The organism is Candidatus Pedobacter colombiensis (genome assembly GCA_029202485.1).
In the GTDB taxonomy this organism is placed as follows: Bacteria; Bacteroidota; Bacteroidia; order Sphingobacteriales; family Sphingobacteriaceae; genus Pedobacter; species Pedobacter colombiensis.
The window spans coordinates 185,782-209,429 of sequence record CP119313.1 but is presented as its reverse complement, the minus strand read 5'-3'; the positions used below and the strand labels follow the sequence as shown (position 1 = coordinate 209,429).

22 protein-coding genes are annotated in these 23,648 nt (G+C 40.7%); 18 read left to right on the top strand and 4 right to left on the bottom strand.

Annotated features, from left to right (window positions below):
• Position 1: 1 nt before the first annotated feature.
• From rhaT to P0Y49_00870, 3 genes are all read right to left on the bottom strand, one after another.
• The gene (gene rhaT / locus P0Y49_00880; GenBank protein WEK19710.1) at positions 2 to 1,081 is read right to left on the bottom strand and encodes an L-rhamnose/proton symporter RhaT; all 1,080 of its coding nucleotides are present in this window, start codon (positions 1,079 to 1,081) and stop codon (positions 2 to 4) included.
• 119 nt (positions 1,082 to 1,200) lie between these two features.
• Entirely contained in the window at positions 1,201 to 1,926 is a 726-nt protein-coding gene (locus tag P0Y49_00875) for a histidinol phosphatase (GenBank protein WEK19709.1), read from the bottom strand.
• Complete coding sequence (locus P0Y49_00870) at positions 1,923 to 2,687, bottom strand: glycosyltransferase family 2 protein (protein ID WEK19708.1); 765 nt, start codon at positions 2,685 to 2,687, stop codon at positions 1,923 to 1,925. The genes P0Y49_00875 and P0Y49_00870 overlap by 4 nt, the downstream gene beginning before the upstream one ends.
• A gap of 135 nt (positions 2,688 to 2,822) precedes the next feature.
• On the opposite strand from P0Y49_00870, the gene P0Y49_00865 reads away from it, so the two are divergent.
• From P0Y49_00865 to P0Y49_00780, 18 genes are all read left to right on the top strand, one after another.
• On the top strand, positions 2,823 to 3,557 hold the full coding sequence (locus tag P0Y49_00865; GenBank protein WEK19707.1) for a polysaccharide biosynthesis/export family protein: 735 nt from the start codon (positions 2,823 to 2,825) through the stop codon (positions 3,555 to 3,557).
• Positions 3,558 to 3,565: 8 nt separating this feature from the next.
• Complete coding sequence (locus P0Y49_00860) at positions 3,566 to 5,956, top strand: polysaccharide biosynthesis tyrosine autokinase (GenBank protein WEK19706.1); 2,391 nt, start codon at positions 3,566 to 3,568, stop codon at positions 5,954 to 5,956.
• Positions 5,935 to 6,447: a UpxY family transcription antiterminator gene (locus P0Y49_00855; GenBank protein ID WEK19705.1), complete on the top strand. Its 513-nt coding sequence runs from the start codon at positions 5,935 to 5,937 to the stop codon at positions 6,445 to 6,447. Before P0Y49_00860 ends, P0Y49_00855 begins: the two co-directional genes overlap by 22 nt.
• A 120-nt stretch (positions 6,448 to 6,567) precedes the next feature.
• Positions 6,568 to 7,698, top strand: a complete 1,131-nt coding sequence (locus P0Y49_00850) for a glycosyltransferase family 4 protein (protein WEK19704.1) — start codon at positions 6,568 to 6,570, stop codon at positions 7,696 to 7,698.
• Positions 7,682 to 8,545 carry an ABC transporter permease gene (locus P0Y49_00845; protein WEK19703.1) on the top strand — a complete coding sequence of 288 codons (864 nt, stop codon included), beginning with the start codon at positions 7,682 to 7,684 and terminating at the stop codon, positions 8,543 to 8,545. Before P0Y49_00850 ends, P0Y49_00845 begins: the two co-directional genes overlap by 17 nt.
• Positions 8,546 to 8,567: 22 nt before the next feature.
• Positions 8,568 to 9,815, top strand: coding sequence for an ABC transporter ATP-binding protein (locus tag P0Y49_00840; protein WEK19702.1), 1,248 nt, complete (start codon positions 8,568 to 8,570; stop codon positions 9,813 to 9,815).
• A 2-nt stretch (positions 9,816 to 9,817) separates the two neighbouring features.
• The gene (locus P0Y49_00835; GenBank protein WEK19701.1) at positions 9,818 to 11,134 is read left to right on the top strand and encodes a glycosyltransferase; all 1,317 of its coding nucleotides are present in this window, start codon (positions 9,818 to 9,820) and stop codon (positions 11,132 to 11,134) included.
• 8 nt (positions 11,135 to 11,142) lie between these two features.
• Positions 11,143 to 12,075 carry a glycosyltransferase gene (locus P0Y49_00830; protein WEK19700.1) on the top strand — a complete coding sequence of 311 codons (933 nt, stop codon included), beginning with the start codon at positions 11,143 to 11,145 and terminating at the stop codon, positions 12,073 to 12,075.
• A 23-nt stretch (positions 12,076 to 12,098) separates the two neighbouring features.
• A complete protein-coding gene (locus P0Y49_00825) occupies positions 12,099 to 13,031 on the top strand; it encodes a glycosyltransferase family A protein (protein ID WEK19699.1) in 933 nt (310 codons plus the stop codon).
• Positions 13,009 to 14,052, top strand: a complete 1,044-nt coding sequence (locus tag P0Y49_00820) for a glycosyltransferase family 4 protein (GenBank protein WEK19698.1) — start codon at positions 13,009 to 13,011, stop codon at positions 14,050 to 14,052. The genes P0Y49_00825 and P0Y49_00820 overlap by 23 nt, the downstream gene beginning before the upstream one ends.
• On the top strand, positions 14,006 to 15,229 hold the full coding sequence (locus P0Y49_00815; protein WEK19697.1) for a hypothetical protein: 1,224 nt from the start codon (positions 14,006 to 14,008) through the stop codon (positions 15,227 to 15,229). The genes P0Y49_00820 and P0Y49_00815 overlap by 47 nt, the downstream gene beginning before the upstream one ends.
• Positions 15,226 to 16,509, top strand: a complete 1,284-nt coding sequence (locus tag P0Y49_00810; protein ID WEK19696.1) for a glycosyltransferase — start codon at positions 15,226 to 15,228, stop codon at positions 16,507 to 16,509. The genes P0Y49_00815 and P0Y49_00810 overlap by 4 nt, the downstream gene beginning before the upstream one ends.
• Complete coding sequence (locus tag P0Y49_00805; protein WEK19695.1) at positions 16,506 to 17,621, top strand: glycosyltransferase family 4 protein; 1,116 nt, start codon at positions 16,506 to 16,508, stop codon at positions 17,619 to 17,621. The genes P0Y49_00810 and P0Y49_00805 overlap by 4 nt, the downstream gene beginning before the upstream one ends.
• On the top strand, positions 17,614 to 19,017 hold the full coding sequence (locus tag P0Y49_00800) for a hypothetical protein (protein WEK19694.1): 1,404 nt from the start codon (positions 17,614 to 17,616) through the stop codon (positions 19,015 to 19,017). The genes P0Y49_00805 and P0Y49_00800 overlap by 8 nt, the downstream gene beginning before the upstream one ends.
• Positions 19,017 to 20,168, top strand: a complete 1,152-nt coding sequence (locus P0Y49_00795; GenBank protein ID WEK19693.1) for a glycosyltransferase — start codon at positions 19,017 to 19,019, stop codon at positions 20,166 to 20,168. Before P0Y49_00800 ends, P0Y49_00795 begins: the two co-directional genes overlap by 1 nt.
• Positions 20,161 to 21,024: a glycosyltransferase family 2 protein gene (locus P0Y49_00790; protein WEK19692.1), complete on the top strand. Its 864-nt coding sequence runs from the start codon at positions 20,161 to 20,163 to the stop codon at positions 21,022 to 21,024. The genes P0Y49_00795 and P0Y49_00790 overlap by 8 nt, the downstream gene beginning before the upstream one ends.
• A complete protein-coding gene (locus P0Y49_00785; GenBank protein ID WEK19691.1) occupies positions 21,011 to 21,568 on the top strand; it encodes a putative colanic acid biosynthesis acetyltransferase in 558 nt (185 codons plus the stop codon). Before P0Y49_00790 ends, P0Y49_00785 begins: the two co-directional genes overlap by 14 nt.
• On the top strand, positions 21,565 to 22,629 hold the full coding sequence (locus P0Y49_00780; protein WEK19690.1) for an MraY family glycosyltransferase: 1,065 nt from the start codon (positions 21,565 to 21,567) through the stop codon (positions 22,627 to 22,629). Before P0Y49_00785 ends, P0Y49_00780 begins: the two co-directional genes overlap by 4 nt.
• A gap of 16 nt (positions 22,630 to 22,645) precedes the next feature.
• Here the strand turns inward: P0Y49_00780 and P0Y49_00775 are convergent, their stop codons facing one another.
• Positions 22,646 to 23,512: an Rpn family recombination-promoting nuclease/putative transposase gene (locus P0Y49_00775; GenBank protein WEK19689.1), complete on the bottom strand. Its 867-nt coding sequence runs from the start codon at positions 23,510 to 23,512 to the stop codon at positions 22,646 to 22,648.
• Positions 23,513 to 23,648 lie beyond the last annotated feature (136 nt).

The window sequence follows — 23,648 nt, the reverse complement described above, 5'->3', positions numbered from 1 at the left end:
TTTATTTGATTGAATTTCCATAGCCCACAATGAGTATGGATAGAATAAGGATTACAATTCCGCTGATTACGGTTCCAAAAGTTTTCTTTTTTACACCACTCCATTCCTTAAAGAACAGGCCCCATCCATTAGCAACCAGAATGATACAGGCCATGTGTAAGATCCATCCACTTGCTCCGTTACCCAGCTTACTTTCGCCCATTCCGTAAAAGAAGAACTGTAAAAACCAGGTGGTACCGGCAAGGGCACAGAAGATATAATTTTTAAGTAAAGGCGCTTTTTTATCTGTATAATCACCAAAAGTTTTATTGCGGGAGTTCAGCAGCATACACCAGAATAAATTGGTAGTTAAGCCCCCCCATAAAATAACTACATAGGTTACATTGTTTTGAAAAAGAAACTCTCCCTGTTCAGGATTAAGAACCTTCCAGGCTTCGTTAGCATGATGTGCCATGTCTTTACCGGCATCAATACCAAAAGCAAAACAGGCACTTAAAATACCTGATATAATAGATACAACGAGTCCAATTCCCAGCTTATATTCTTTATTAGAAGGATCTGCCTTTCCCGAAGCTACAAGATCTTTCTCTTTCATGTTACCGGCTAACCCGCATACGATGATACCGATTACACTAACCAGCAATCCAAGCAAGACCATTTGTCCCCAATGACTACCAGCCATATCAGATAAACTATCTTTACCTGGGGTTGGATTAAAATCATAATAAAGAGAAGGAATCAAAGCACCGAATACCGAGCAAAGTCCCAGAATGATGGTACTACCTAACGATATACCGAGATAGCGTACCCCCAAACCATAGGTTAACCCACCAATCCCCCACAACAAACCAAAGAAATAAGTCAGCAATAAAATTTTACCATCCGTCTGGGTAATGATATCCATAAAGCCAGGAATAGTTAACCAGGCAGCCAATGGCGGAACGATTAACCACGAAAACAATCCACCAATGATCCAATAAGTTTCCCAGGACCAGCTTTTTACTTTTTTGAAAGGGATGTAAAAACTACCGGAGGCAAAGCCCCCGATGAAATGAAAAATAACTCCGAAAAGAATGTGCATGTTTTAGGTTTTTAAATTTGGTTCGCCTAAAATAGAGCAATCACAGTACACTTCTGTCATGTACTGTCATGCCTAAGCCTATCCCAAATTTTTTATATTACCTTATTATATAGCAGACCTTAAAAAAGCGCTTTATTTTTGAAAGGATAGTGGCCTATCATTTTATATAACCCTCCACTGCAAATAAAATCCTGAAGTGCTTTTAAATGCTTTTGATGATGCAAGTCTGTCCCTGCAAAATCGTAGTAATGTTTTTTTAAAAGATATCCTGCTGCCAATTTCACCTCAGGCCCATAATACCCGCTTAATGCCAATAAATTTAATTGAAATAAAACACCCATATCTTTTAACCTTTCATACCGTTCTGGCTTTTTATGGTAAAAAAAATAGCGTTCGGGGTGCGCAAGAATCACTTTAAACCCAGCCAGCTGAAGATCAAAAATAACCTGTTCAATTTGTGGCATTTCTGATAAGTATGACATTTCAATCAGGATATGCTGCCCGGGTAAGCACAATAAATTTTTAGTTAACTTAAATGTTTCGTCTACCATATATTCTGCAGCGGCATTCACTTCAACATTTAATTCCGTTTTAGCCAAAGCAGCTTTAACATCCATTAAAGCCTGTGTAATGGTTTCGGTGGTATTGGGATACAACTCTGTAAAAATATGTGGTGTGCATATAAATTTATGGAAGCCCAGCTCATTCAATGCTTTGATAAAACTGATAGATTGTACAATATCTATAGCCCCATCATCAATACCGGGCAATAAATGATTATGCACATCAACACCTAGCCACTCCACTTCACTTATATTTTTTTTTGTACTAAAAAACGAAATCATGATCTGCTCATTAACCTGTTAAACTGCCCTACCTTCCTTAACGGTTTTAACACAAGACTTAGGAATGGCATATTTATATGATTATTGGTCATTGCTCTAAAATCACATTTCCAGGCTTTAATTCGATTTATAAAATTCCGGTTACTTACTCCCCCCATGGTCATATTAACTATTACTTTATTTAAGTAAAAAACCTTAGCCTTATTTAAGTACATAAAACGGAGCATTAGTTCATAATCAGCAGCAGTACCGTACCCGGAATTATACAAACCCAGATGCTCAAACATTTCTCTTTTTGCGTAAAAAGTTGGATGTGGTGGCATCCAGCCCCAATTAAATTTACGATGCAAATAATTGCCAGATCTCCACCTGCGCATTACCTTGCCGTTTTGGTTTACATAATCCAAATCGGCATACAAAAGATCGGCATTATTTTGCGAAAAAGACGCAGCTATTTCACTTACTACATTATTGTTAGCAAAATAGTCATCTGCATTTAGCAGTCCTACCACATCTCCTGTCGCTTGTATAATTCCTTTATTCATGGCATCATAAATCCCATCATCTTCCTCTGATTTAAAATAGTGAATATGCGCCTTATTTTTAAGGATAACATCCCGGGTGCCGTCGCTAGAATTACCGTCAATAATGATGTATTCAACGTTTTTATAGGTTTGGCTTGCGACAGAATCAATGCATTGTTGTATTGTTTTTACCGAATTATACGATATTGTAACTAACGAAACTTTTACATTAACCATAGCAACGAATTTAATAATTAATCACATTTTTTTATAATTAATATGTACTTTTGGCACTTCGGCATATTGCTATGGGAATCAAGGTAGGTTTTTAATATGGGTTTTGTCAAAAAAATCATCAATTTATTGATCGTTATGAGCATCCTATTTGCTAGTTTTTCTTGCTCAAACAGACAAAAACAGGCGCTTTTCGAAAATAAATCAGCTATTAATACCACCCAAAATAACGGCTACAATCCTCCGGATTATCTGATAAAACCTGAGGATCTGCTACAGATAAAAAACTTACAAAACAGAAACCTAATTGTTAATGAACCCATTACAAAAGAAAAAGAGGGGTCAAATAACAACACTGGACAAACTTACCGGGTTGAACAAGATAGTACGATTGGGCTACCTATACTGGGACGTGTAAAGGTTGGGGGACTAACCCGCAGGGGGGCAGCAAATCAGATAGAAATGCTTTACCGGAGGGAACTGAAAGACCCAATCATTGAATTGAAAATTATTAACTTAAAAGTAACTTTACTAGGAGAAGTCAAAAATCAGGGCACCTACAACCTCTTAAAAGACCATACTTCTTTGGTTGAAGTTATTGGAGAGGCAGGGGGACTTACCGATAAAGCGAATAGTAAAAATATAAAAATAATCCGGGGCGGGATGCAAACCCAACAAGTAATAGACCTCGACCTTACCGACCTCCGCACACTTTCTGATTCCAGAACTATGTTGCAAAATAATGACATCATTTATGTGGCCCAAAATAAGCGGGCCATACGATCTGAAAAATTACAAACCATGTCAGCCATTTTACAGCCGGTTATTGCCTTATTAAACACAGCATTGCTCATCTATACAATTACCCGTTGATGCAGGAAATGGAAAAAGTTCAAAAAAGAGGCAGCGTCAGGGAAATTGACTATTTAAAAATAGCCCGGATATTACTTAGTCGTTGGTATTTACTGGTTGCATCAATTTTAACAGCTCTATTAATTGCCTATGCTTATTTATGGTATACACCAAAAACTTATGCCACATCAGGTATTCTAAAGTTTGAGGAAAAAAAATCAGAACTATCCGATCTTGTCAATGCGATGAGCAGCTCGGGCCGGAGCCCCGCTAATTTACAAAGTGAAAAATTCATATTACAGAGTAGAAACTTACTGTTGAGTGCCATTAAGCAACTAGACTACAACATTAGCTTTTACATTTCGGGCCGGATGCGCAATTATGATTTGTATCCACAAAAGCCACTTCAGATCATGATATCTAAGTTTGACAGTCTGAATTTTTATCCGGGCCTCATTACATTTAAACCAATAGATCGAAAAACATTCAGCCTTAGCTGGAATGCCTCCGGTAAGGAGATGCAAAAGACCTGCACTTACAATACCCCGCTAAACATTGGGCATGTAGGATTTACCATTAAATACGCCGGGCTAATACCCCCCAATATTGTTTACTTGTTTAGGTTTAACACGCCAGAAACTCTTCTGGAAAGAGTCAACGAGGGCTTAAGGACGAGTGAAGCCGCCAAGAACTCCAATATCGTCAACTTGCAACAAACAGACTCCAATCCTCGCTTTGCAGCAGATATATTGAACGCCATCATGACCGGTTATCTGAGTTATGACCGGAATCAAAAAGCGCAGTCAGCCACCCAAATGATCCGCTTTATCAACGAACAGCAGGAATACCTTTCTTCAAAGGTAAAAAGCTCCGAAAGCTCTTTAGAAAAATACAAACAGCGTTCGGGCATCATGAACGTCAACTCATCCGCAGGTATTGCCTTATCAAAAGTGAGCGATCTGGAGTCACAACGTTCCCTATTAAAAATACAACTGATGGCCATTGATCAGTTAAAAAAGCAAGTCACAGATGATAAGCACCATGCAAGTCTAAATTTCAACCTGGAAGGCAATATAGATCCCCTGCTGGGGATGTTGATCAGTAAGCTGAATGATCTGCTTAATGATAAAAATATATTGCTAAAAACATACAACAGCACATCCGAGACTGTAGAAGAGGTAAACCGTCAGATTACTCAGGTCAAAAATGCCGCATTACAAAATATTAGTGCCTCAAACCAGCGAATTCAAAAGAATATAGCCTATATCAATACGCAGCTATCACAGGCTGACCGGCAAGTATCCGCTTTTCCCGCTGCCGAAAAAGACATGATCAGTTTACTTCGCGACTTCGAAATCAATGAAAAGGTGTATTCCTTTTTATCTGAGAAAAAGCTTGAAGCACAAATCAACAGGTCTGCAATTCTTCCGGGTGCAACAATTATTGAACCTGCACAGGTTAACTACACTCCAATATCGCCTAATGTGGCAAAGATTTACCGCAGCGCCATTATTCTTGGATTGTTGATGGGATTGGGAATCATCGTGTTCGTCAGAGTCTTAAATCCATTTATCTATGATAAAGAATCTGTTGAAAATATGACTACAATACCTATTGTAGGTATGATCAGAAAATTTCCGGACCCAATCGATGAAGACAGTTCACAAATCCTGGCTTTAACAAAGCCCAGGTCTATTTTTGCCGAATCGGTACGATCGGTACGTACCAATCTTAATTTTTTGGCTTCGGAAAAGATGAGCAAAGTGATCTGTATTACTTCGGACGTTGCCGGAGAAGGGAAGTCCTTTGTTGCCCTTAACCTCTCCAGCACACTTGCCCTGATCGATAAAAAGGTAATATTGATCGGTGCCGATCTGCGACGTCCAAAATTACACCGGGCTATAGGCGGCACTAATGACAAAGGGCTCAGCAATTACCTCGTCAACCAAAGTACGATTGATGAGATTATTCAGCATACGGACCATAAAAATCTTGATTTTATCAGCTCTGGACCAATTCCGCCTAATCCGGCAGAATTACTACACAACGAACGGCTTACAGATTTGCTTGCTGAGCTTAAAAAACGATATGAAGTTATCATGATTGATACTGCACCTGTTGGTTTGGTATCTGACTCCATTCCGCTGATATGCAGGAGCGACATCAACCTTTTTGTGATCCGGTATGGAAAATCCAGACACAATTCGGCTATGATACCACAGGCCCTGGCACAGGAATACAATTTAAACAATATGGCGATTGTACTGAATGCCTTTGAAGAGAACATTCTGCAATCGGGTTATTATAAGCACAACACCAGCCAGGGCAGGCTTCAATATTATGCTGATTACAATGGCTATCAGGGTTCAGGTTATTTCGAGGACGAAAAAAAACTAAAATGGTGGAGCATCAGAAGATAAAGAAATGGCTGCCGGTTTACACCAGCTCGCGCGCTGAAAAGAAAGCGTACCAAGCTTTATTGGGCAAAGATATTGAAGCCTACCTGCCGCTTCACCGTCAACTAAAGCAGTGGAGTGACAGAAAAAAGTGGGTTGATGAGCCATTGATCAAATCATACTTATTTGTTCGTATTGCTCCGGAACAGCAAACAGATGTGCTCATGACCAAAGGCATTTCCCGCTTCATTTATTTTTCGGGAAAGATTGCGACTATGCCCGACAAGCAAATTGAAGACCTTAAATTACTACTGGCCAGCCCTTATGAACTGGAAATTACGGAAGAACGGTTGCAACCGGGCGAAAAAATAGAGATTAAAGCTGGTCCTTTAAAAGGGATTAGAGGAGAAATCATAGCATACAGATCTCAACGGCAATTGCTTTTGAGATTGGGAGACCTACAGCATTCCATCATTGTGAATGTTGCAGCATCCTTAATTGAAAGAATACCTTAAAACTTAAACGCAGTTACAAAGGCGTTTAGCATCTGAAAAACATAAAACGGCAATAAGTCAACGAAAATGTGACTTAAGGAGCGAAGCTATGGGTTAACCGCAGCTTCGGGGGATAATGTTATGCCGAAAAGAATACTCTTCTTAACACTGGAAACATTCAGCGCAGCTGGTGGCATCCAAAGCATGAACCGGACTTTGGCATATTCATTACATGAGCTATGTAAAAAAAATAACTGGGACATTAACTTATATTGTTTAAATGATCTTTCTTCCGATGTGATGTCACAATATTTACCATCTGTTTGTTTTAAAGGATTCGGCAAAAACAAGACCATATTTGCTTTAAACAGCATAATGAATGGAATGAACACAGACCTTGTGCTGCTGAGTCACGTTAATAGCGCTGTAATTGGCCTTGTTATACGCTTACTCAATCCCAAATGCAAGATATGGTTGGTGGCACATGGCATAGAGGTTTGGCAGCCTTTAAGGGGATGGAAGAATAAAATCTGGAAAACTGCAGACCGATTTATATGCGTAAGCCGATTTACAAAATCGAAAATCATAAGCCTACACCATGCAAATCCATCGCAATGCCTCGTTTTAAACAATGCATTAGATCCTTTTATAAAACTGCCTGAAAATTTCGACAAGCCTGCATACCTTTTAGGACGGTATGGACTCAGGGCCGAAGATCGGGTGCTTTTTACGTTAACACGTATCGCTTCCACAGAAAAATTTAAAGGTTATGAGCAGGTAATAGCTGCTGTTGGTCGGATTAAACAACGCATTCCAACGATCAAATACATTTTGGCAGGGCCATGTGAGCTCACTGAAAAAAGGCGTTTGGAAAAATTGGCGGCAGACCAGGGGCTCAGTGATCATTTTATCCTAACCGGATATATTGAAGAAAAAGAACTTGGGGATCATTACCTACTGGCAGACCTGTTTGTATTGCCCAGTAAAAAGGAAGGTTTCGGAATTGTGTTTATAGAAGCGATGGCATTTGGTCTGCCGGTTATTTGCGGCAATGTGGATGGCAGTGTTGATGCAGTCCGCCATGAAGATATGGGACTGGCTATCGATCCGGACGATATTGAAGCGTTAGAAATGGCCATCATTCAGAAATTAAGCCTGAGTTTAACAATTGATAACAGGAAAAGTATTCAGAGCCAATGCTTAAAACACTTTAATGAACCGGATTACAGGCGTGTTTTAGCACAATTGATAAAAGATGAAACCTTTGATTGAAGAAAATTGGGATATTGAGATTAAACCAGCAAACAACCTGCTGGACCTAAAACTGAAAGATGTCTGGCATTACCGTGATTTGCTATGGTTATTGGTAAAACGGGATTTCGTGTCGTTTTACAAACAGACGATATTAGGGCCGTTGTGGTTTCTTATACAGCCCATTTTTACCATGCTCATTTATACCTTTATTTTCGGCAACCTGGCCGGGATCTCCACGGATGGTCTCCCCCAGCCGCTATTTTATATGGCCGGAATTACCACCTGGAACTATTTTTCAGAATGCCTGAATAAGACCAGTACCGTATTTAAAGACAATGCAAACCTGTTCGGAAAAGTTTATTTCCCAAGACTAATCATGCCTTTAAGCATTGTAGCCTCCAACTTAGTTCGCTTTGGTGTGCAGATGCTGCTATTTATCCTGATGATGTTGTTTTACCTAAGTACAGACGTGCATTTTAGTCCAAACCGGTATCTTCTCCTATTTCCCTTTCTTGTTATTTTAATGGCATGTTTAGGTTTGGGCTTAGGGATGATCATCTCGGCCATGACGACTAAATATCGCGACCTTTCATTTCTGGTCACCTTTGGCGTCCAATTATTGATGTATGCCACAACAGTAATTTATCCTTTATCTACGGCTTTGGATAAATACCCCACCTATGCCTGGGTCATTGAATACAACCCAATGACCCCAATTATTGAAACCTTCAGGTACGGCTTTTTGGGCAAAGGCGGCTTCAGCTGGCAAAGTCTGGGCTATTGTACGGGCATAACCTTCTTAATTACGGTTATAGGTGTGATCATTTTTAATAAAGTAGAGAAAACATTTGTGGATACGGTTTAATGTTGGTTTGGCCAATTGATTTATGAATAATATCGCCATCAAAGTAGAAAATCTTTCAAAAGCCTATCAATTGGGCGAAATAGGAACGGGCACGATATCCCGCGATCTGGAACGCTGGTGGGCAAAACTACGTGGTAAAGATGATCCGTTTTTGCGCATTGGCGAAATAAACCGCACTAGAGATAAGGGTAAAAGTGACATCATTTGGAGTCTAAAAGATCTTCATTTCGAGGTTGAACAAGGGGATGCTGTCGGCATTATTGGTCGTAATGGCGCAGGAAAAAGCACCTTATTAAAAATATTGAGTAGAGTAACGGCTCCTACCACAGGCCTGGCGAAGATTAAAGGCCGCATTGCCAGTCTACTGGAAGTTGGCACAGGCTTCCATCCTGAGCTTACAGGGCGAGAGAATATCTTTTTAAATGGCGCTATCCTCGGAATGCGAAAAGCGGAGATTAAACGGAAGTTTGAAGAGATTGTTGATTTTGCAGGTGTAGAAAGATATATCGATACACCGGTAAAGCGATACTCCTCGGGCATGTATGTGCGACTTGCCTTTGCGGTAGCCGCACACCTGGAATCTGAAATCCTGATTGTTGATGAAGTCCTGGCAGTTGGCGATGCGGAGTTTCAGAAAAAGTGTCTGGGGAAAATGGGCGCGGTGAGCAAGGGAGAAGGAAGGACGGTGCTGTTTGTAAGTCATAATATGGCAAGCATACACGCACTTTGTAAAAAAGGCATCGTACTAAACAATGGTGTCTCAACCCCCGTTCTTTCGATTAAAGAAGCCATTGATTCCTACACACAGCTATTAAACAAGGTAGTGATCAACGATATGGAATTTGCCGGAAACCTTAAAGATCGCATCATATTTAACCAGGTCCTTGTTAATGAGCGTTCAGGCCATAACAACACATTAAACCCATCCGATCCCATCTCTTTCACAGTAAAGGGTATCTCAAAAACTAATTTTAAAAGAATCGTTTTTATAATAGGCCTGTCCCATAATGGTATCAGGCTGTTTACCCTTCCTGAGCATATTAATGGGCGGACATTAACTGCTGGCGATTTTAAGGTAATCTTTAACCTCAGTGCCGGCTTTTTACGTCCCGGCAAATACACCATAGCAATAGGTGCCTGGGGCGAAACTGATCATGATTGGATATGGGGTCCGGACTTATCCATGTTCGAAATAGGAGAAATGTGGACTGAACATATTAGAAAACAAGATGAAGGCATTATAAATGGTGATTTTTTACGCATTAAATAAAATTGAAAATACTTTTTATACTTCCTGAATATCTTCCACACTCAGGTGGTGGAATATCCACTTATTACCAGCATTATATTCAGGCTATGAAGCCTCATTGCGAAAAAATAAGTGTGATTGTAGGCAGTGGTTACTTGCAGTCTTATGATCATTTTGATGATGATGGCGTAGCCGTTGAATACCTTAGGCCGGATTTATTTCTTCAATATTCAACTCAGTTTAGCAAGTACGATTTATTGCCTGATTTTAAAAACAATATAGCCGCTGCCTGGGCGATGTGGCAACAAGCCCGGCAGGGAGATGATTTTGACATCATCGAATGTACTGACTTTGGTTTAGGTTTTATTCCTTGGGCTATTCATCACCAAAAACCTGTAATTACTCGCTTACACGGAAGCTCAGGGCAAATTGCCTTGCATGAACATCCCATTAACGGGGGACTGGTGGCCGAGATGTATCGGCAAACCGAATTGGCTTTGTTGCCATTAAGTGATAGCCTGATTACCTATAGCCAGGCCAATCAAACTTTCTGGAACCAGATGCTGACTTCAAAATCCGTCCATCATTTCCACCCCATTTACACAGTTTCCAATCCTATCCTACCTTATAAAGAACGTGAAAACTTTGGTTTGGTTACCGCCAGGATGCAGCAATGGAAAGGCCCTGTACAACTATCTGCAGCATTACAGCTCATGGAAAACCCACCATTAATTAAATGGATTGGACGCGATATGCCTTTTAATGATGAATTGGGGACCGATGCTTACCTGAAAGCAAAGTTCCCAGGCATTTGGGGCAAAAAAATCATCCCGCAGCGGCCCCTAGCAAATGAAGAGATAAAGCCCTTACAGCAGCAGGCAAAATTTGGCATTGTTCCCTCCTCCTGGGATATGTTTAATTTCAGTTGTCTGGAATTTTTAGCCGCAGGCACCCCTGTAATTTGCGCTGAAGAGGCCGGGGTATCCGAATTGATTGAACATGGTAAAAACGGATTTAAATACCCTGCAAATGATCTTGAAGCGCTGGCTCAATGCATCCAAACAATAACTGAATCAGATGAAGAATCGTACCATCAAATCGCCTTGTCGGGATTGGAGACCATCAGTACTTTGCTTTCGGCAACAATGCTAATTCCCGGTTACCTCGAACATTACCAATCCGTTGTCAGTAATTTCAATCCAGGCTCATCTAATGTGTTTTTAAATGAATCCTACAGCCCCTCAGCTCATGAATACCCCATTGCCTCTATCCTTGACAAACAGTCCTTAAAAAAACTGATGATTTACATTTACAACAGGCTAAAATCAAAGTTTTTGTAGCAACGATCATGAACACGCTTGCGCTTTGCATACCTGCCTACAACGCAGAAGAATACCTTCCCAGGTTGCTTACATCGGCCAATCATCAACAAATCCCTTTTGATGAAATCCTTGTATATGATGATTGCAGCACGGATAAAACGGCCGAAATAGCTGCGCAATACGGTGCAAAAGTAATTTCGGGTACCATCAATAAGGGATGCTCTTTTGGCAAAAATGCTTTAGCAAAACACACAACCTGTACCTGGATACATTTCCACGATGCAGATGATGATTTATTACCCAACTTCAGTACAAAGGTCCATCAATGGATCAATGATTATGGCAATAACTATGAGGTGTTATTGCTTAACTTTAAATACATAGATGCAGCATCCGGGGAATTATTGGGCTCTGCCAATTATGACATTAAAGCATTACAGGAGGATCCACTTAAATATGCTATAAAAACCAAGATTGTAAATTTCGGAGTATACAAACGGGAAGCTTTTCTTAATGCAGGCGGTTTTGACCTTGATCCTGATGTGCTTTACAACGAAGACAATGCCCTGCACCAGCAACTGGCTAAACATGGTTTAAAGTTCGATTACCTACCGGAGCTGACCTGCATCAATTATAGAAACCACAATAGCATGTCGCAAGCCAACCGATTAAAATGTGCCCGAGCCAATTACCATGTCCTGAAAAAAACAGCCATAAGTCATGGCAGCATTTATCCCCGCTTGTTGTCGGATCAACTATACAACTGCATTGCCATTTTAGCTTCAGTAGAAGATTGGATCTACGTTAAAAAAGCACTGCAACTTTGTAAGGCTTTGGGCCATTCACACAGTACAAATGGAAATAAAAGCTTCAATTTCTTAACAAGGATACATCCTTACCTGGCGGTTTGGTTAAGAGAAAAAATGATACGTGTGTTTAAACCTCAATTACGCAAATGACGATGCCCTTAATTTCGATATGTATGCCCGTGTATAATGCGGCCAGCTACATTAAAGATTCCATACAATCCCTATTGGTTCAGACTTATACCAAATGGGAGTTAATTGTTGTAAATGACGGCTCTACAGATGGTACAGACCTAATCCTTAGCGCATTTATAGATGAAAGAATAAAAGTATTTCATCAAAAAAACAAAGGTCAGAGTGCAGCTGCCAACCAGGCCTTTAACCTATCACAGGGTGACTATATAAAGTTCTTTGATGCAGATGATCTATTGTCGCCAAAATTTTTAGCGTCACAGGTTAACCGGATAACAAAAAATCCGGACTGTATAGTTTCAGCACAATGGGGACGTTTCTACGATGACAATATCAACACTTTTAAATTAAATCCTGAACCAGTCTGGATGGATATGCCACCCGACGAATGGCTGGTGACGGCCTGGATGAATGCACAACCCATGATGCAATGTGCTTTATGGCTAATCCCACGAAATACATTGCGCTTGTCGGGATTATGGGATGAAAAATTATCCTTGATTAATGATTTTGAGTTTTTCACCAGGGTATTGCTCAACAGTAAAAAGGTATTATTTGAGCCTGAAGCCACACTATATTACAGATCAGGCTTAACAGGGAGCATATCAGGGGCTAAGACAAGAGCTGCCTACGAATCCGCTTTTTATGCGATAAAGGGTGCCTGCGACAGGCTCTTAAATTACAGAAACGATACTAAAGCACAACTGGCCTGTTCAAACATCTGGCAAAACTTTATCTATGAGATTTACCCCAAGCATACTGATTTAATTACGAGTGCCAAAACAAACATAGGCCAATTGATAAAACCAACCCTTAGCTATCCTTGCGGGGGATGTACCAAAATAGCTAAGCAATTAATTGGCTGGAAGGCCACCAAAAGATTAAAAAATAAAATTGAAAATAGCCATCACCGCTGACCCTCAAATTCCAGTACCTCCGGTTTATTATGGTGGTATAGAACGAATAATACACCTCTTAGTAACTGAACTTTGCAATCAGGGGCATGAGGTTACCCTATTTGCACATTCCGATTCAAAAGTGTGCGCCAAATTGATTGGTTACCCAAGTCCAGGCGGTAATGGCAGAATTGATCATCTACAAAACAGCTGGACTATTAACAAAACAATACTCAGCAAGAAGTTCGACCTGATCCACAGCTTTGGGAGGCTGAGTTACCTATTACCGATGTTACCCTTAAGCATCCCCAAACTCATGAGCTACCAACGTGAGCCAACCATTAGCCAGATCAAAAAAGCGACTTATCTTTCTCAAAAAAACAGCTTATGGTTTACCGGCTGCAGCAATTATATTACTGATAAAATTAAGCCACATGCACCTGCTTATGCCATATACAATGCAGTGGAAATGAACAAGTACATTCCGCAGTTTGAATTACCTGCAAATGCACCATTGGTATTTTTAGGCCGTATCGAGCCCATCAAAGGCACACATATCGCCATTCAAGCCGCCATAAAGACTGGTAAAACGCTGGTGATTGCGGGCAATATCTCCCCTGAACATCAGGATTACTTTGATCAAAAAATAAAACCATTTTTAAATGCATCCATCACTTATATCGGCCCCGTCAATGATCATCAAAAAAACGAGCTACTTAGAAATTCGTCAGCTTTATTAATGCCCATTGAATGGGATGAACCTTTCGGAATCGTTATGGCAGAGGCTTTAGCTTGTGGAACACCTGTAATAGGCTTTAAAAGAGGCGCTGTGCCCGAAATCGTAAAACATGGGATAAATGGCTTCATCTGTTCCACAGTAGATGAAATGGCAGTTTTTATCAACCGGCTACCCGAAATAAACAGGATAGCAGTCAGGATGGATGCAGAGGCTCGTTTTTCGTCCGAAGTTATGGTTAGCCAATACCTAAAAATTTATGCAAATCTTATTAATTACAAGCGGTCAGCCTTCCTTAAACCCTAGACTGGTAAAAGAGGCCGATGCATTGAGCTCCGCAGGACATGATGTGAAGGTACTTTATGCCTACCGTAATGAATGGGGGACTAAATTTGACGAGGCCTTGTTAAAATCTAGAAAATGGAAAGCCATACGGGTTGGCGGGGCACCTAAACAAAATAGAGCAACCTATTTTCTCAGCAGGCTTATACATAAATTAGCAACGATAGGGGCTAAAAAAGTAAGCATCCCCTTTTTTGCAGAAACAGCCATTGCAAGAGCTAGCTTTATGCTTACAAAAGCAGCAATAAAGCATCAGGCCGACCTTTATATTGCGCATAACCTGGGTGCACTTCCCGCTGCTGTAAGGGCCGCAGCATACCATCTTAAACCTTGCGGATTTGATGCAGAAGATTTCCATAGAAATGAAGTGAGTAATGATCCAAATAGTTTTGATGTACGATTAAAAACCTATATAGAGCAAAAGTACTTCCCTAAAGCCAACTATTTAACTGCAAGCAGTCCACAAATTACGGCTGCTTATCAAGCCTTATTCCCATCCAAAGACATCCTGACCATCCTGAATGTTTTTAATCAGACATCTGCAATCAACACCGCTAAAACAGGCCCTACTTCAGCTGTAAAACTCTTTTGGTTCTCTCAAACAATTGGCACCCGGCGTGGCATTGAAGAGGTAATTAAAGCACTAAACATTTTACCTCCCGGGAATTTTGAATTGCACCTACTGGGCGATTTCCAGTATCAAACCAGCAAGGAATATTTTGAAAAATTAGTAAGCCCAAACTTATATCCCTTGCATTTTCATCCGCCTGTTGCGCCTGATGAGTTGATTACTTTTTCAGCTCAATTTGATATCGGACTGGCCCTTGAACCTTCATTTTGCAAAAACAACGACATTGCCCTTACGAATAAGATCTTCACGTACCTACAAGCGGGATTAGCGGTAATTGCCAGCAATACCACTGCGCAGTGTAGCCTTTTAACCACCCATCCGGAATTTGGGTACTTATACGAAACCGGCAATACGCAATCTCTTTCTAAAGCGCTTTTACACTATGCCAAAAACCGGGGTCAGCTTGATCAAGCCAAACAAGCATCCCTAACACTTGCAGGTACAAAGTTGAACTGGGAAACTGAACAGGTAAAATTCTTAACGCTCATTCAACAGACATCCACATTTTGAACCGAAAAGTCCTTATCATTTCGCCTTACTTTGCCCCCTCCAATGCCGCAGATACACATCGGATACGAATGAGCTTGCCTTATTTTGCACAAAACGGCTGGGACGCGGAAGTCGTTATCGTGAACCAGGAGCATTCGGAACTGATGAAAGATGAATTGCTAATGCAAAGCATTCCTGCAGGTATCAAAATTCATACGGTAACAGCTTTTAATAAAAAATGGACCTCCAAATTGGGTTTAGGAAGTCTGGCTTTAAGGTCAATATGGTTCTACAAACAAAAGGTCGATCAATTACTCAAAGCGCAGCAATACGACCTGATCTATTTTTCAACAACCCAATTTCCGCTTTGCATTTTAGGCGCCTACTGGAAGAAACGTTTTGGAATTCCTTATGTGATCGATATGCAGGACCCCTGGCATTCTGACTATTACCAAAATAAGCCCAAACACCATCAACCTCCTAAATATTGGTTTTCCTATCGCTTAAACAAGTACATGGAACCACTGGCTATGAAATATGTGGATGGCCTGATTAGTGTTTCCGCAGCTTACCTCAGTACTTTACAAAACCGCTATGCCCGTATTGCCAGCATTCCTTCTGCAATGATTACATTCGGGGTGCTTGAAACAGATTTTGTGATCGCAAAATCCAATAAGCATCAATTTAAAGAACTGCTGAACCCCGGAAAAGTTAACATTCTGTACGTCGGGCGTGGAGGAGCAGATATGCAAACTGCAATAAGCCTGGTGTTTGAAGCTTTACAAAAAGGCTTACAGCAAGAGCCCAGCTTGTTTAACCAGCTTCATTTTTACTTTATTGGAACCAGTTATGCACCTTCCGGACAAGGCGTATCCACGATATTGCCTATCGCTAAAACATACCAGGTCCAGGATCATGTGACAGAAATCACCGATAGAATCAGTTTTTACCATACCTTGCTCAGTCTTCAGCAGGCAGATGCGCTGTTTATCCCAGGTTCCGACGATCCGCAATATACGGCTTCGAAGATATATCCATATCTGCTCAGCAAAAAGCCACTATTGGCCATATTTCATCAAAATTCCAGCGCTATTGATATTATCAATGAGTGCACAACCAATACCGCTTTAATTAAATTTTCTGATGAGGGCATCCACAGCAAATTGACCGGGATTTTAAGCGACTGGGCAAACCTGTCTTTAGCGCCACTTAAGCTTACGGAACACATAAAAAAATATAGCGCAGCCCACATCACTTTGCAGCAAACCGAGTTGTTTAACAGGGTTATCCATCAACAGTGAAGAAACTAGCCATCATTACTACACACCCTATACAATATTACGCCCCGGTTTTTAAACTGCTGGCTACAGGTGGGCAATTGAACATTAAAGTCTATTATACCAGAGGCGAAGAAACGACGCAACAATTCGACCCAGGTTTTGGCAAAGTCATCAGCTGGGACATTCCCTTACTTGAGGGTTATTCCTACCAATGGGCACAACACCATAATTTAACAACACAGCTAGCCACCTGGCAACCGGATGCCATACTGGTATATGGCTGGGCCTTTAAGGGGCATTTGAAATGCCTGCGTTATTTCAAGAACAAGATCCCGGTATATTTTAGAGGTGACTCGACGCTATTGAATGAGCCTGCTGGCTTAAAAAAGCTATTGAAAAAGCTGTACCTAAGCTGGGTATACAGACACGTAGATCATGCTTTTTATGTTGGAACGAGCAACAAGGCTTATTTTAAAAGGTACGGCTTAAAGGATCATCAGCTCAGCTTTGCACCGCATGCAATAGATAACGAACGTTTCGGGGCAAACCATGAGATCGCAGCACAAGAATTAAGACTTTCCCTTAACGTTGGTAAGAACGACATATTGATCTTATATGCGGGAAAATTTGAGCCTATAAAACAGCTCATGTTACTGCTATCCGCATTTATTGCGCTTCGTAAACCCCATGTCCACCTCTTGCTGGCCGGGAATGGCATTGAAGAAGCCGATCTTAAACATAAAGCTCAGCAAAATGCCTTATCAGCAAATATTCACTTCTTAACATTCCAGAACCAATCCCGCATGCCAATACTTTACCAGGCGGCTGATTTATTTTGTCTGCCCTCCATAAGCGAAACCTGGGGGCTCGCAATAAACGAAGCCATGGCTTGCGCTAAGGCAGTTTTAGTATCTGATAAAGTAGGCTGCGCTGTTGATTTGGTAAAAGACGGCTATAATGGACGCATTTTTAAAGCCCAATCTTTAGCCGATTTAGTCTGGCATTTAGAACTATTGGTAAATAGCGGTAAAAACGGCTTGGCACAAATGGGTATGCATTCAAAACAAATCATCAACCATTGGACCTTTCAAAAGCAAGTTGCTTCGATTAAAGCCACAATAACACATGGATAATCGATTGTCTATCGAACGATACATCATTCTATTTATTCCCTGGATATTGGCATTGCTATTTATGGATCACGATATATTATCCTATTTGCTAGCCTGGTCGGGATCCTTTTTTATCTTCTACCTGACTTTAACCGGGCGGATAAAACCCTTGCCCGACGACCGCTCCATAGCAGAACAACTGATGCGGCCAATTTTTCTGGTACAGCTCATTTTTGCCGGATATATGTGCTGCACCTCTATATTCTATTTCTTTGACGTGCTGGGCTATGTTGATTTTAATAAAATAAGTGATTCCTTTTTCGTCGACCCGGAAAAGTTAAAGCTTACCGCTCAATGCCAGCGGTACTATTGCCTTGCACATGCTTCCTTCGTGAGTGGGTTACTTATTTTTATGGATGCCTCCATCAAGCCAAGGTACACGTACAACCGATCCAACCTGAGTAGACTGATCTTTGCCATTGCCTTAATTACCCTTACCTTATCCTATTCACTCACCCTTTTTGATGGGTTATCCCAATTTTCTCATCAACTCAATACATTGAGCTTTATTGCAGGTACTTTGGCGCTTGCTTTTGCCATCCCAGAAAGAAAAATATGGAGCACCTGCTTTTGCCTGCTCATCTATGGGTTCAATGCTTACCAAGCATTGATTTCCGGCTTTAAAGAGCCTATAATTCTAAGTGTCCTCATATTGGGTATTTTTTTATACCCCAATTATAAAAGATTCGTGTTCTTCACTTTTGTCCCTTTATTGCTCCTGCTTTTTATCCTGTTACCGACCTATAATCGCATTTTTCGGGAGCAGGCCTGGTCGGCTAATGTTGCTGCAGATCAAGCAGGAATGCTTGCACTTGAAGCTACGCTTGACCAGGATGACACAGATGGCAACTGGTCCTTTTTCACTTCCCGCTTAAGCGAAATTGAGATGTTTACCAGATATGTTCAATCCACACCAGCTCACATTGATTACTACGGATTTGACCTGGTTCAGCAATCTTTGCTATCTGTGATCCCTCGTGTGCTCTGGCCATCGAAACCCATTACTGAACAGGTGGTGATGGAGCGTGTTTATAAGGCAGGCGTCATACATCGTGGTTCAAAAGCATCTGCCAAACCGGCCTTTATCGTAGATGCTTACCTCTCTGGCGGTGTAATTGGCATTTTCATCTGCCTGTTCATCTACGGTGCCGTATGCCAGCTGATCTCCAACAAAGCTGAAACCTTATTTGGGGGCTATATTTTGGGCACAGCCCTCTTGTTTACAGGATTATTTCAAATTTTCTGGCGTGGACAAAGCTTTGAATTTTTAATCAACTCCGTGTTCTGGAGTTACCTGAGCATGCTCTTGTTTTTTTGGGCATTCCGCTTTACAAATATCTTAAAACCTATCTATTGATGAACATTTTACAAATTAATGCATCTTACAAACCCGCTTACATTTACGGCGGACCAACCATGTCTGTGTCCAAACTTTGTGAACAGCTGGTTAAAAATGGTTGTGCAGTTCAAGTATTTAGTACAACAGCCAACGGACCTACAGAATTGCAGGTTGTTAGCGGCATTCCACAAAATGTGGAGGGTGTTTTTGTGCGGTATTTTAAACGAATCACTAAAGACCATAGCCATTTCTCTCCTCAACTACTCCTTACCCTCTGGAGAGAAGTCCGCAGCTTTGATGTCGTCCATATCCATGCCTGGTGGAACCTCGTTTCTATATTTTCATGTTGCATTGCCCTATTGCGAAAAGTACCGGTGATCTTATCGCCGCGTGGTACCCTGAGCGACTATTCCTTTACAAACCGGAATATTCCTATAAAAAAACTATTCCATACAACTGCAGGCAGGTTTTTGCTCAATCGCTGCCATTTACATACCACTTCGGAAAGGGAGCAAGAAACCATTGAGCGACTGATTAAACCCAAAAGCATTTTTACCATACACAATGCGGTAAGCCTGCCTGTTTACATTCCTATTGCTGTTCAGGATTACAGGGTGATGAAACTGCTCTTTCTTTCCCGGATTGAGCGAAAAAAGGGACTTGAGTTGTTGTTTGGGGCATTGGCTGAGCTCAGCATCCCATATCAACTGACCATAGCAGGAAGTGGTGAAACCACCTATATCGAAAAGCTAAAAGAACTCAGTCGACAATACCGGATCCATAATAACATCGATTGGGTTGGTTTTAAAAGCAAAGATAAATTTGAACTCATTGCTCAGCATCATCTGCTAGTCCTTCCCTCCTATGATGAAAACTTTGGCAATGTGGTGATCGAAAGCCTATGTGTCGGCACAGCAGTCTTAGTTAGCGGAGCCGTCGGATTGGCTAAATATGTAACCAAAAACAACTTAGGCTGGGTTTGCGACACCAATGTAAACTCAATTAAAGAGCAGCTCCATAAAATATACCACAGTCAAGGTATGCTTGCGGTTATCAGAGAATTTGCCCCTGTCATTATTGTCAATGAATTTAATGGGGATAAGCTTATCGGGCAGTACCTTAAAATGTATCAGCAAATAGTTAACCCAACCTTACAGCTCCATGGTTAATCCTCATTTCACCTTCATTATCTTAACCTATAATGAAGAACGGCATCTGCCCCGCTTATTGAGCTCTATTTACAGCCTTCGGGCCATAGTTTATGTATTGGACTCCGGGAGCACCGATCAAACCGTAAGCATCGCCAAACGATATGGCGCCAAGGTTAAGGAGCATCCATTCTTAAATCATCCGCACCAGTGGCATTATGCACTCAAAGTTTTCGATATTAAAACTCCATGGGTTATTGGTCTTGATGCCGATCAGATTGTATCTGCTGAGCTCAAACAACGATTGCTGGAATTTAAGGATGAAGACCACCCCAATATAGATGGGATCTATTTTAACCGTAAGAATTATTTTAAAAGTAAATGGATTAAGTATGGCGGACTATATCCCTTTTACCTGTTAAAAATGTTTAGGTACAACACAGGGTACTCCGATCTGAATGAGTTGATGGACCACCGTTTTATTGTGCCCGGAAAAACGGTTATCTGGAAAGATGGACACCTGGTGGAAGAAAACTTAAAGGAAAACAGCATTAGCTTCTGGATAGAGAAACATAACGTTTACAGCGACCTATTGGCAAGGGAAGAGGTAGAGCGCAGAAAACTGCTAAGGGCACAAACGGTAAAGCCCTTATTTTGGGGTAGCCCGGATCAAAGAACGGCATGGCTTAAAAAACTGTGGTGGCGAATGCCCTTATTCATTAGGCCGGCTATGTACTTCATGTATCGTTATATTTTCAGATTGGGAATTCTTGACGGCTACCAAGGCTTTCTTTTCCACTTCTTACAGGCCTTTTGGTTTCGTTTGATGGTGGATGTCAAAATAAAAGAAATCATAGATACGGATGAGAAAGACTGATCTTTCACTGTACAACAACTCATCTTATGACCCGGGAGGAAGCATTGCCAAGCGAATATTATGGTATTACATCAATGCGTTTTTGTTTAAAACATCTTTTATTCCATCAAGCTTATTAAAAGTATGGTTATTGCGTTTATTTGGCGCCTCTGTGGGTAAAGGTGTAGTGATCAAACCCTGTGTAAATATTAAATATCCCTGGTTACTTCAAATCGGTGATCATTCCTGGGTTGGCGAAAACGTTTGGATAGATAACCTGGTTAGCGTACATATTAACAACCATGTCTGCATTTCACAAGGTGCTTTGTTACTCACAGGAAGCCACAATTACAAAGACCCCGCTTTTGGCTTAACTACAGGAAGTATCATTTTAGAAGACGGGGTATGGATTGGCGCAAAGGCTATAATAACCCATGGGGTCACGGTAGGGGCTCATGCAGTACTCTGTGCCGGATCTGTAGCCACAAAAAATTTAATAGCCTTTGCTATTTATCAGGGAAATCCGGCAACGGAAATCAGACACCGATCAATTGATCTATCATGACCTTGTATTTTTTTATCTTGATTACCTCTACTTTGATTACCTTACTGATCATCCCTTCAATTATCCATGTTGCAAGGACGCGACATCTATATGATGATTTGGGTCACCTCAGGAAGATTCATAACCCAGGTATTCCACGTTTAGGCGGTGTAGCTATATTTATGAGCTTTACCATCACTTTATTGCTTTTTGGCAGTACAAATCCTGAATTACCGGTCAATTATCTACTTATAGCCTGTATGATGCTTTTTGCCATAGGCATTAAGGATGATCTGGCTGGCGTAGGTCATCGCAGCAAATTTTTTATAGAGTTTATTGCCGGATTGATTCTTGTTATTCCGGGTGATATCCGCCTCAGCAACTTGCATAACTTATTCGGCATACATGAATTGTCTTATTTCCCCAGCGTGGTTTTATCTGTGCTGATTATCATGTTTATCATCAATGCCTTTAATCTGATTGATGGAATTGACGGCTTAGCAGCCATTACAGGAATTATCGTAAATAGCGTGTTTTCAGCGTTGTTCATCAATCTCCATCAATATGAACTGGCGATGGTTTCTTTAACGCTTGTTGGTGCAATTTTAGGATTTCTGAAGTTTAACATTACGCCAGCCAAAATATTTATGGGTGATACAGGCTCCTTATTAATCGGATTGATATCCGCTGTAATGGCATTAAAGTTTATTCAGGTAACTGATGCTTTAGAAATTGAATCTACTTCGCAGGTACCTTCATCTTTAGGGATTGTGTTGGCAATATTGATTGGACCCATTTCTGATACATTGAGGGTATTTATCATTAGGCTTGCAAAAGGGAAATCTCCATTTGTGGGAGATCGGAACCACATTCACCACCAGATGCTAGAATTGGGTTTTACGCATTTGCAAACCACGCTTATTTTAACCTTATTGAATGGAGTTATTATTTTGTTTGCATTCGCACTTTCTGATTATGGGAATACAGCAATAGTATCAGTTGTTACAATATCCTTATTTATATTTAACCAAATGCTGACTGGCTTTGTAAATGCTAAAAACCGAAAGCTCGCGAGTAAATGACATAACCAGCTACCCCTTACAAGGCTTCAATCTCTTCAATAGAGAGTTCAGTGTAAACTGAAATTTTCTCAACAGGTTCATTAAACCCCTTCATTTTGCGGGCCATTTCAACAACTTTTTCTTGTTTGCCTTTGGTTATCCCTTTTGCCTCAGCTGTTTCAACAGCATAATCCAATACGTTTTTATTGTCCCACTTGTATTTTAAACTTGCATTATACATATCTCTTTCTCCCTTAGTTAGGTTGGCATATTTAGCCAGGTTAAACAATTGATCAAATTCCGGTCCGGACAAATACTCAGGACGTATATCAAACTCTGTTAAATGCTTCAATGCATATAACCACTTGTCCAATTCTGTAACGAGTTCGTCCTGCTTCTTCACAAAGTTAAGCATCTCGATGAAAATAAAGCCCAGCTTATCATAGAATATTTCCCCTGTATACCTGTTAGCCAAACAGATATCCTGCACATACTCAGATCTGGAACTATCCGGCAGATTAAAGTTCTCCAGAAATACAACCTGGTAAACCTCTGTTAAATTGTATGCCCAATCTTTTCTACTTCCTTTTGGGGCTTGTTCACTAATAACCCTTGAAGTATAGAACAAAGCCCGCTCTTTAAAGTATTTCTGATAGCTCCTCTGGACTTCAATTATGAATTTATTCTCATCAGCATCCGTGCAGATTACATCAAACACAACACCACCTTCGTCATTAATTTCTCCAGGATGCTCATTTTTGCCGTATTGAATGGCAGCAATGTATTTTCTTCCTTTAAGCACCTGATTCAGAAACCCTATCAAGATGGGTTTACTTTCATCAGTAGCAAATAGCCGCTTAAAGGCGAAATCTACAAAAGGATCGATATAAGTTGCCTTAGCCATTGCCTGGTGAATTCTAATAGCAAAACTAGACAGATCACAATTGTGAACCCCAACTTATCTGAAATTCAGTGAAAACTGTCGAATTACATGATCTAACACAATAAAATACGGTTGAGTGGCATACTCATAAGAAAAG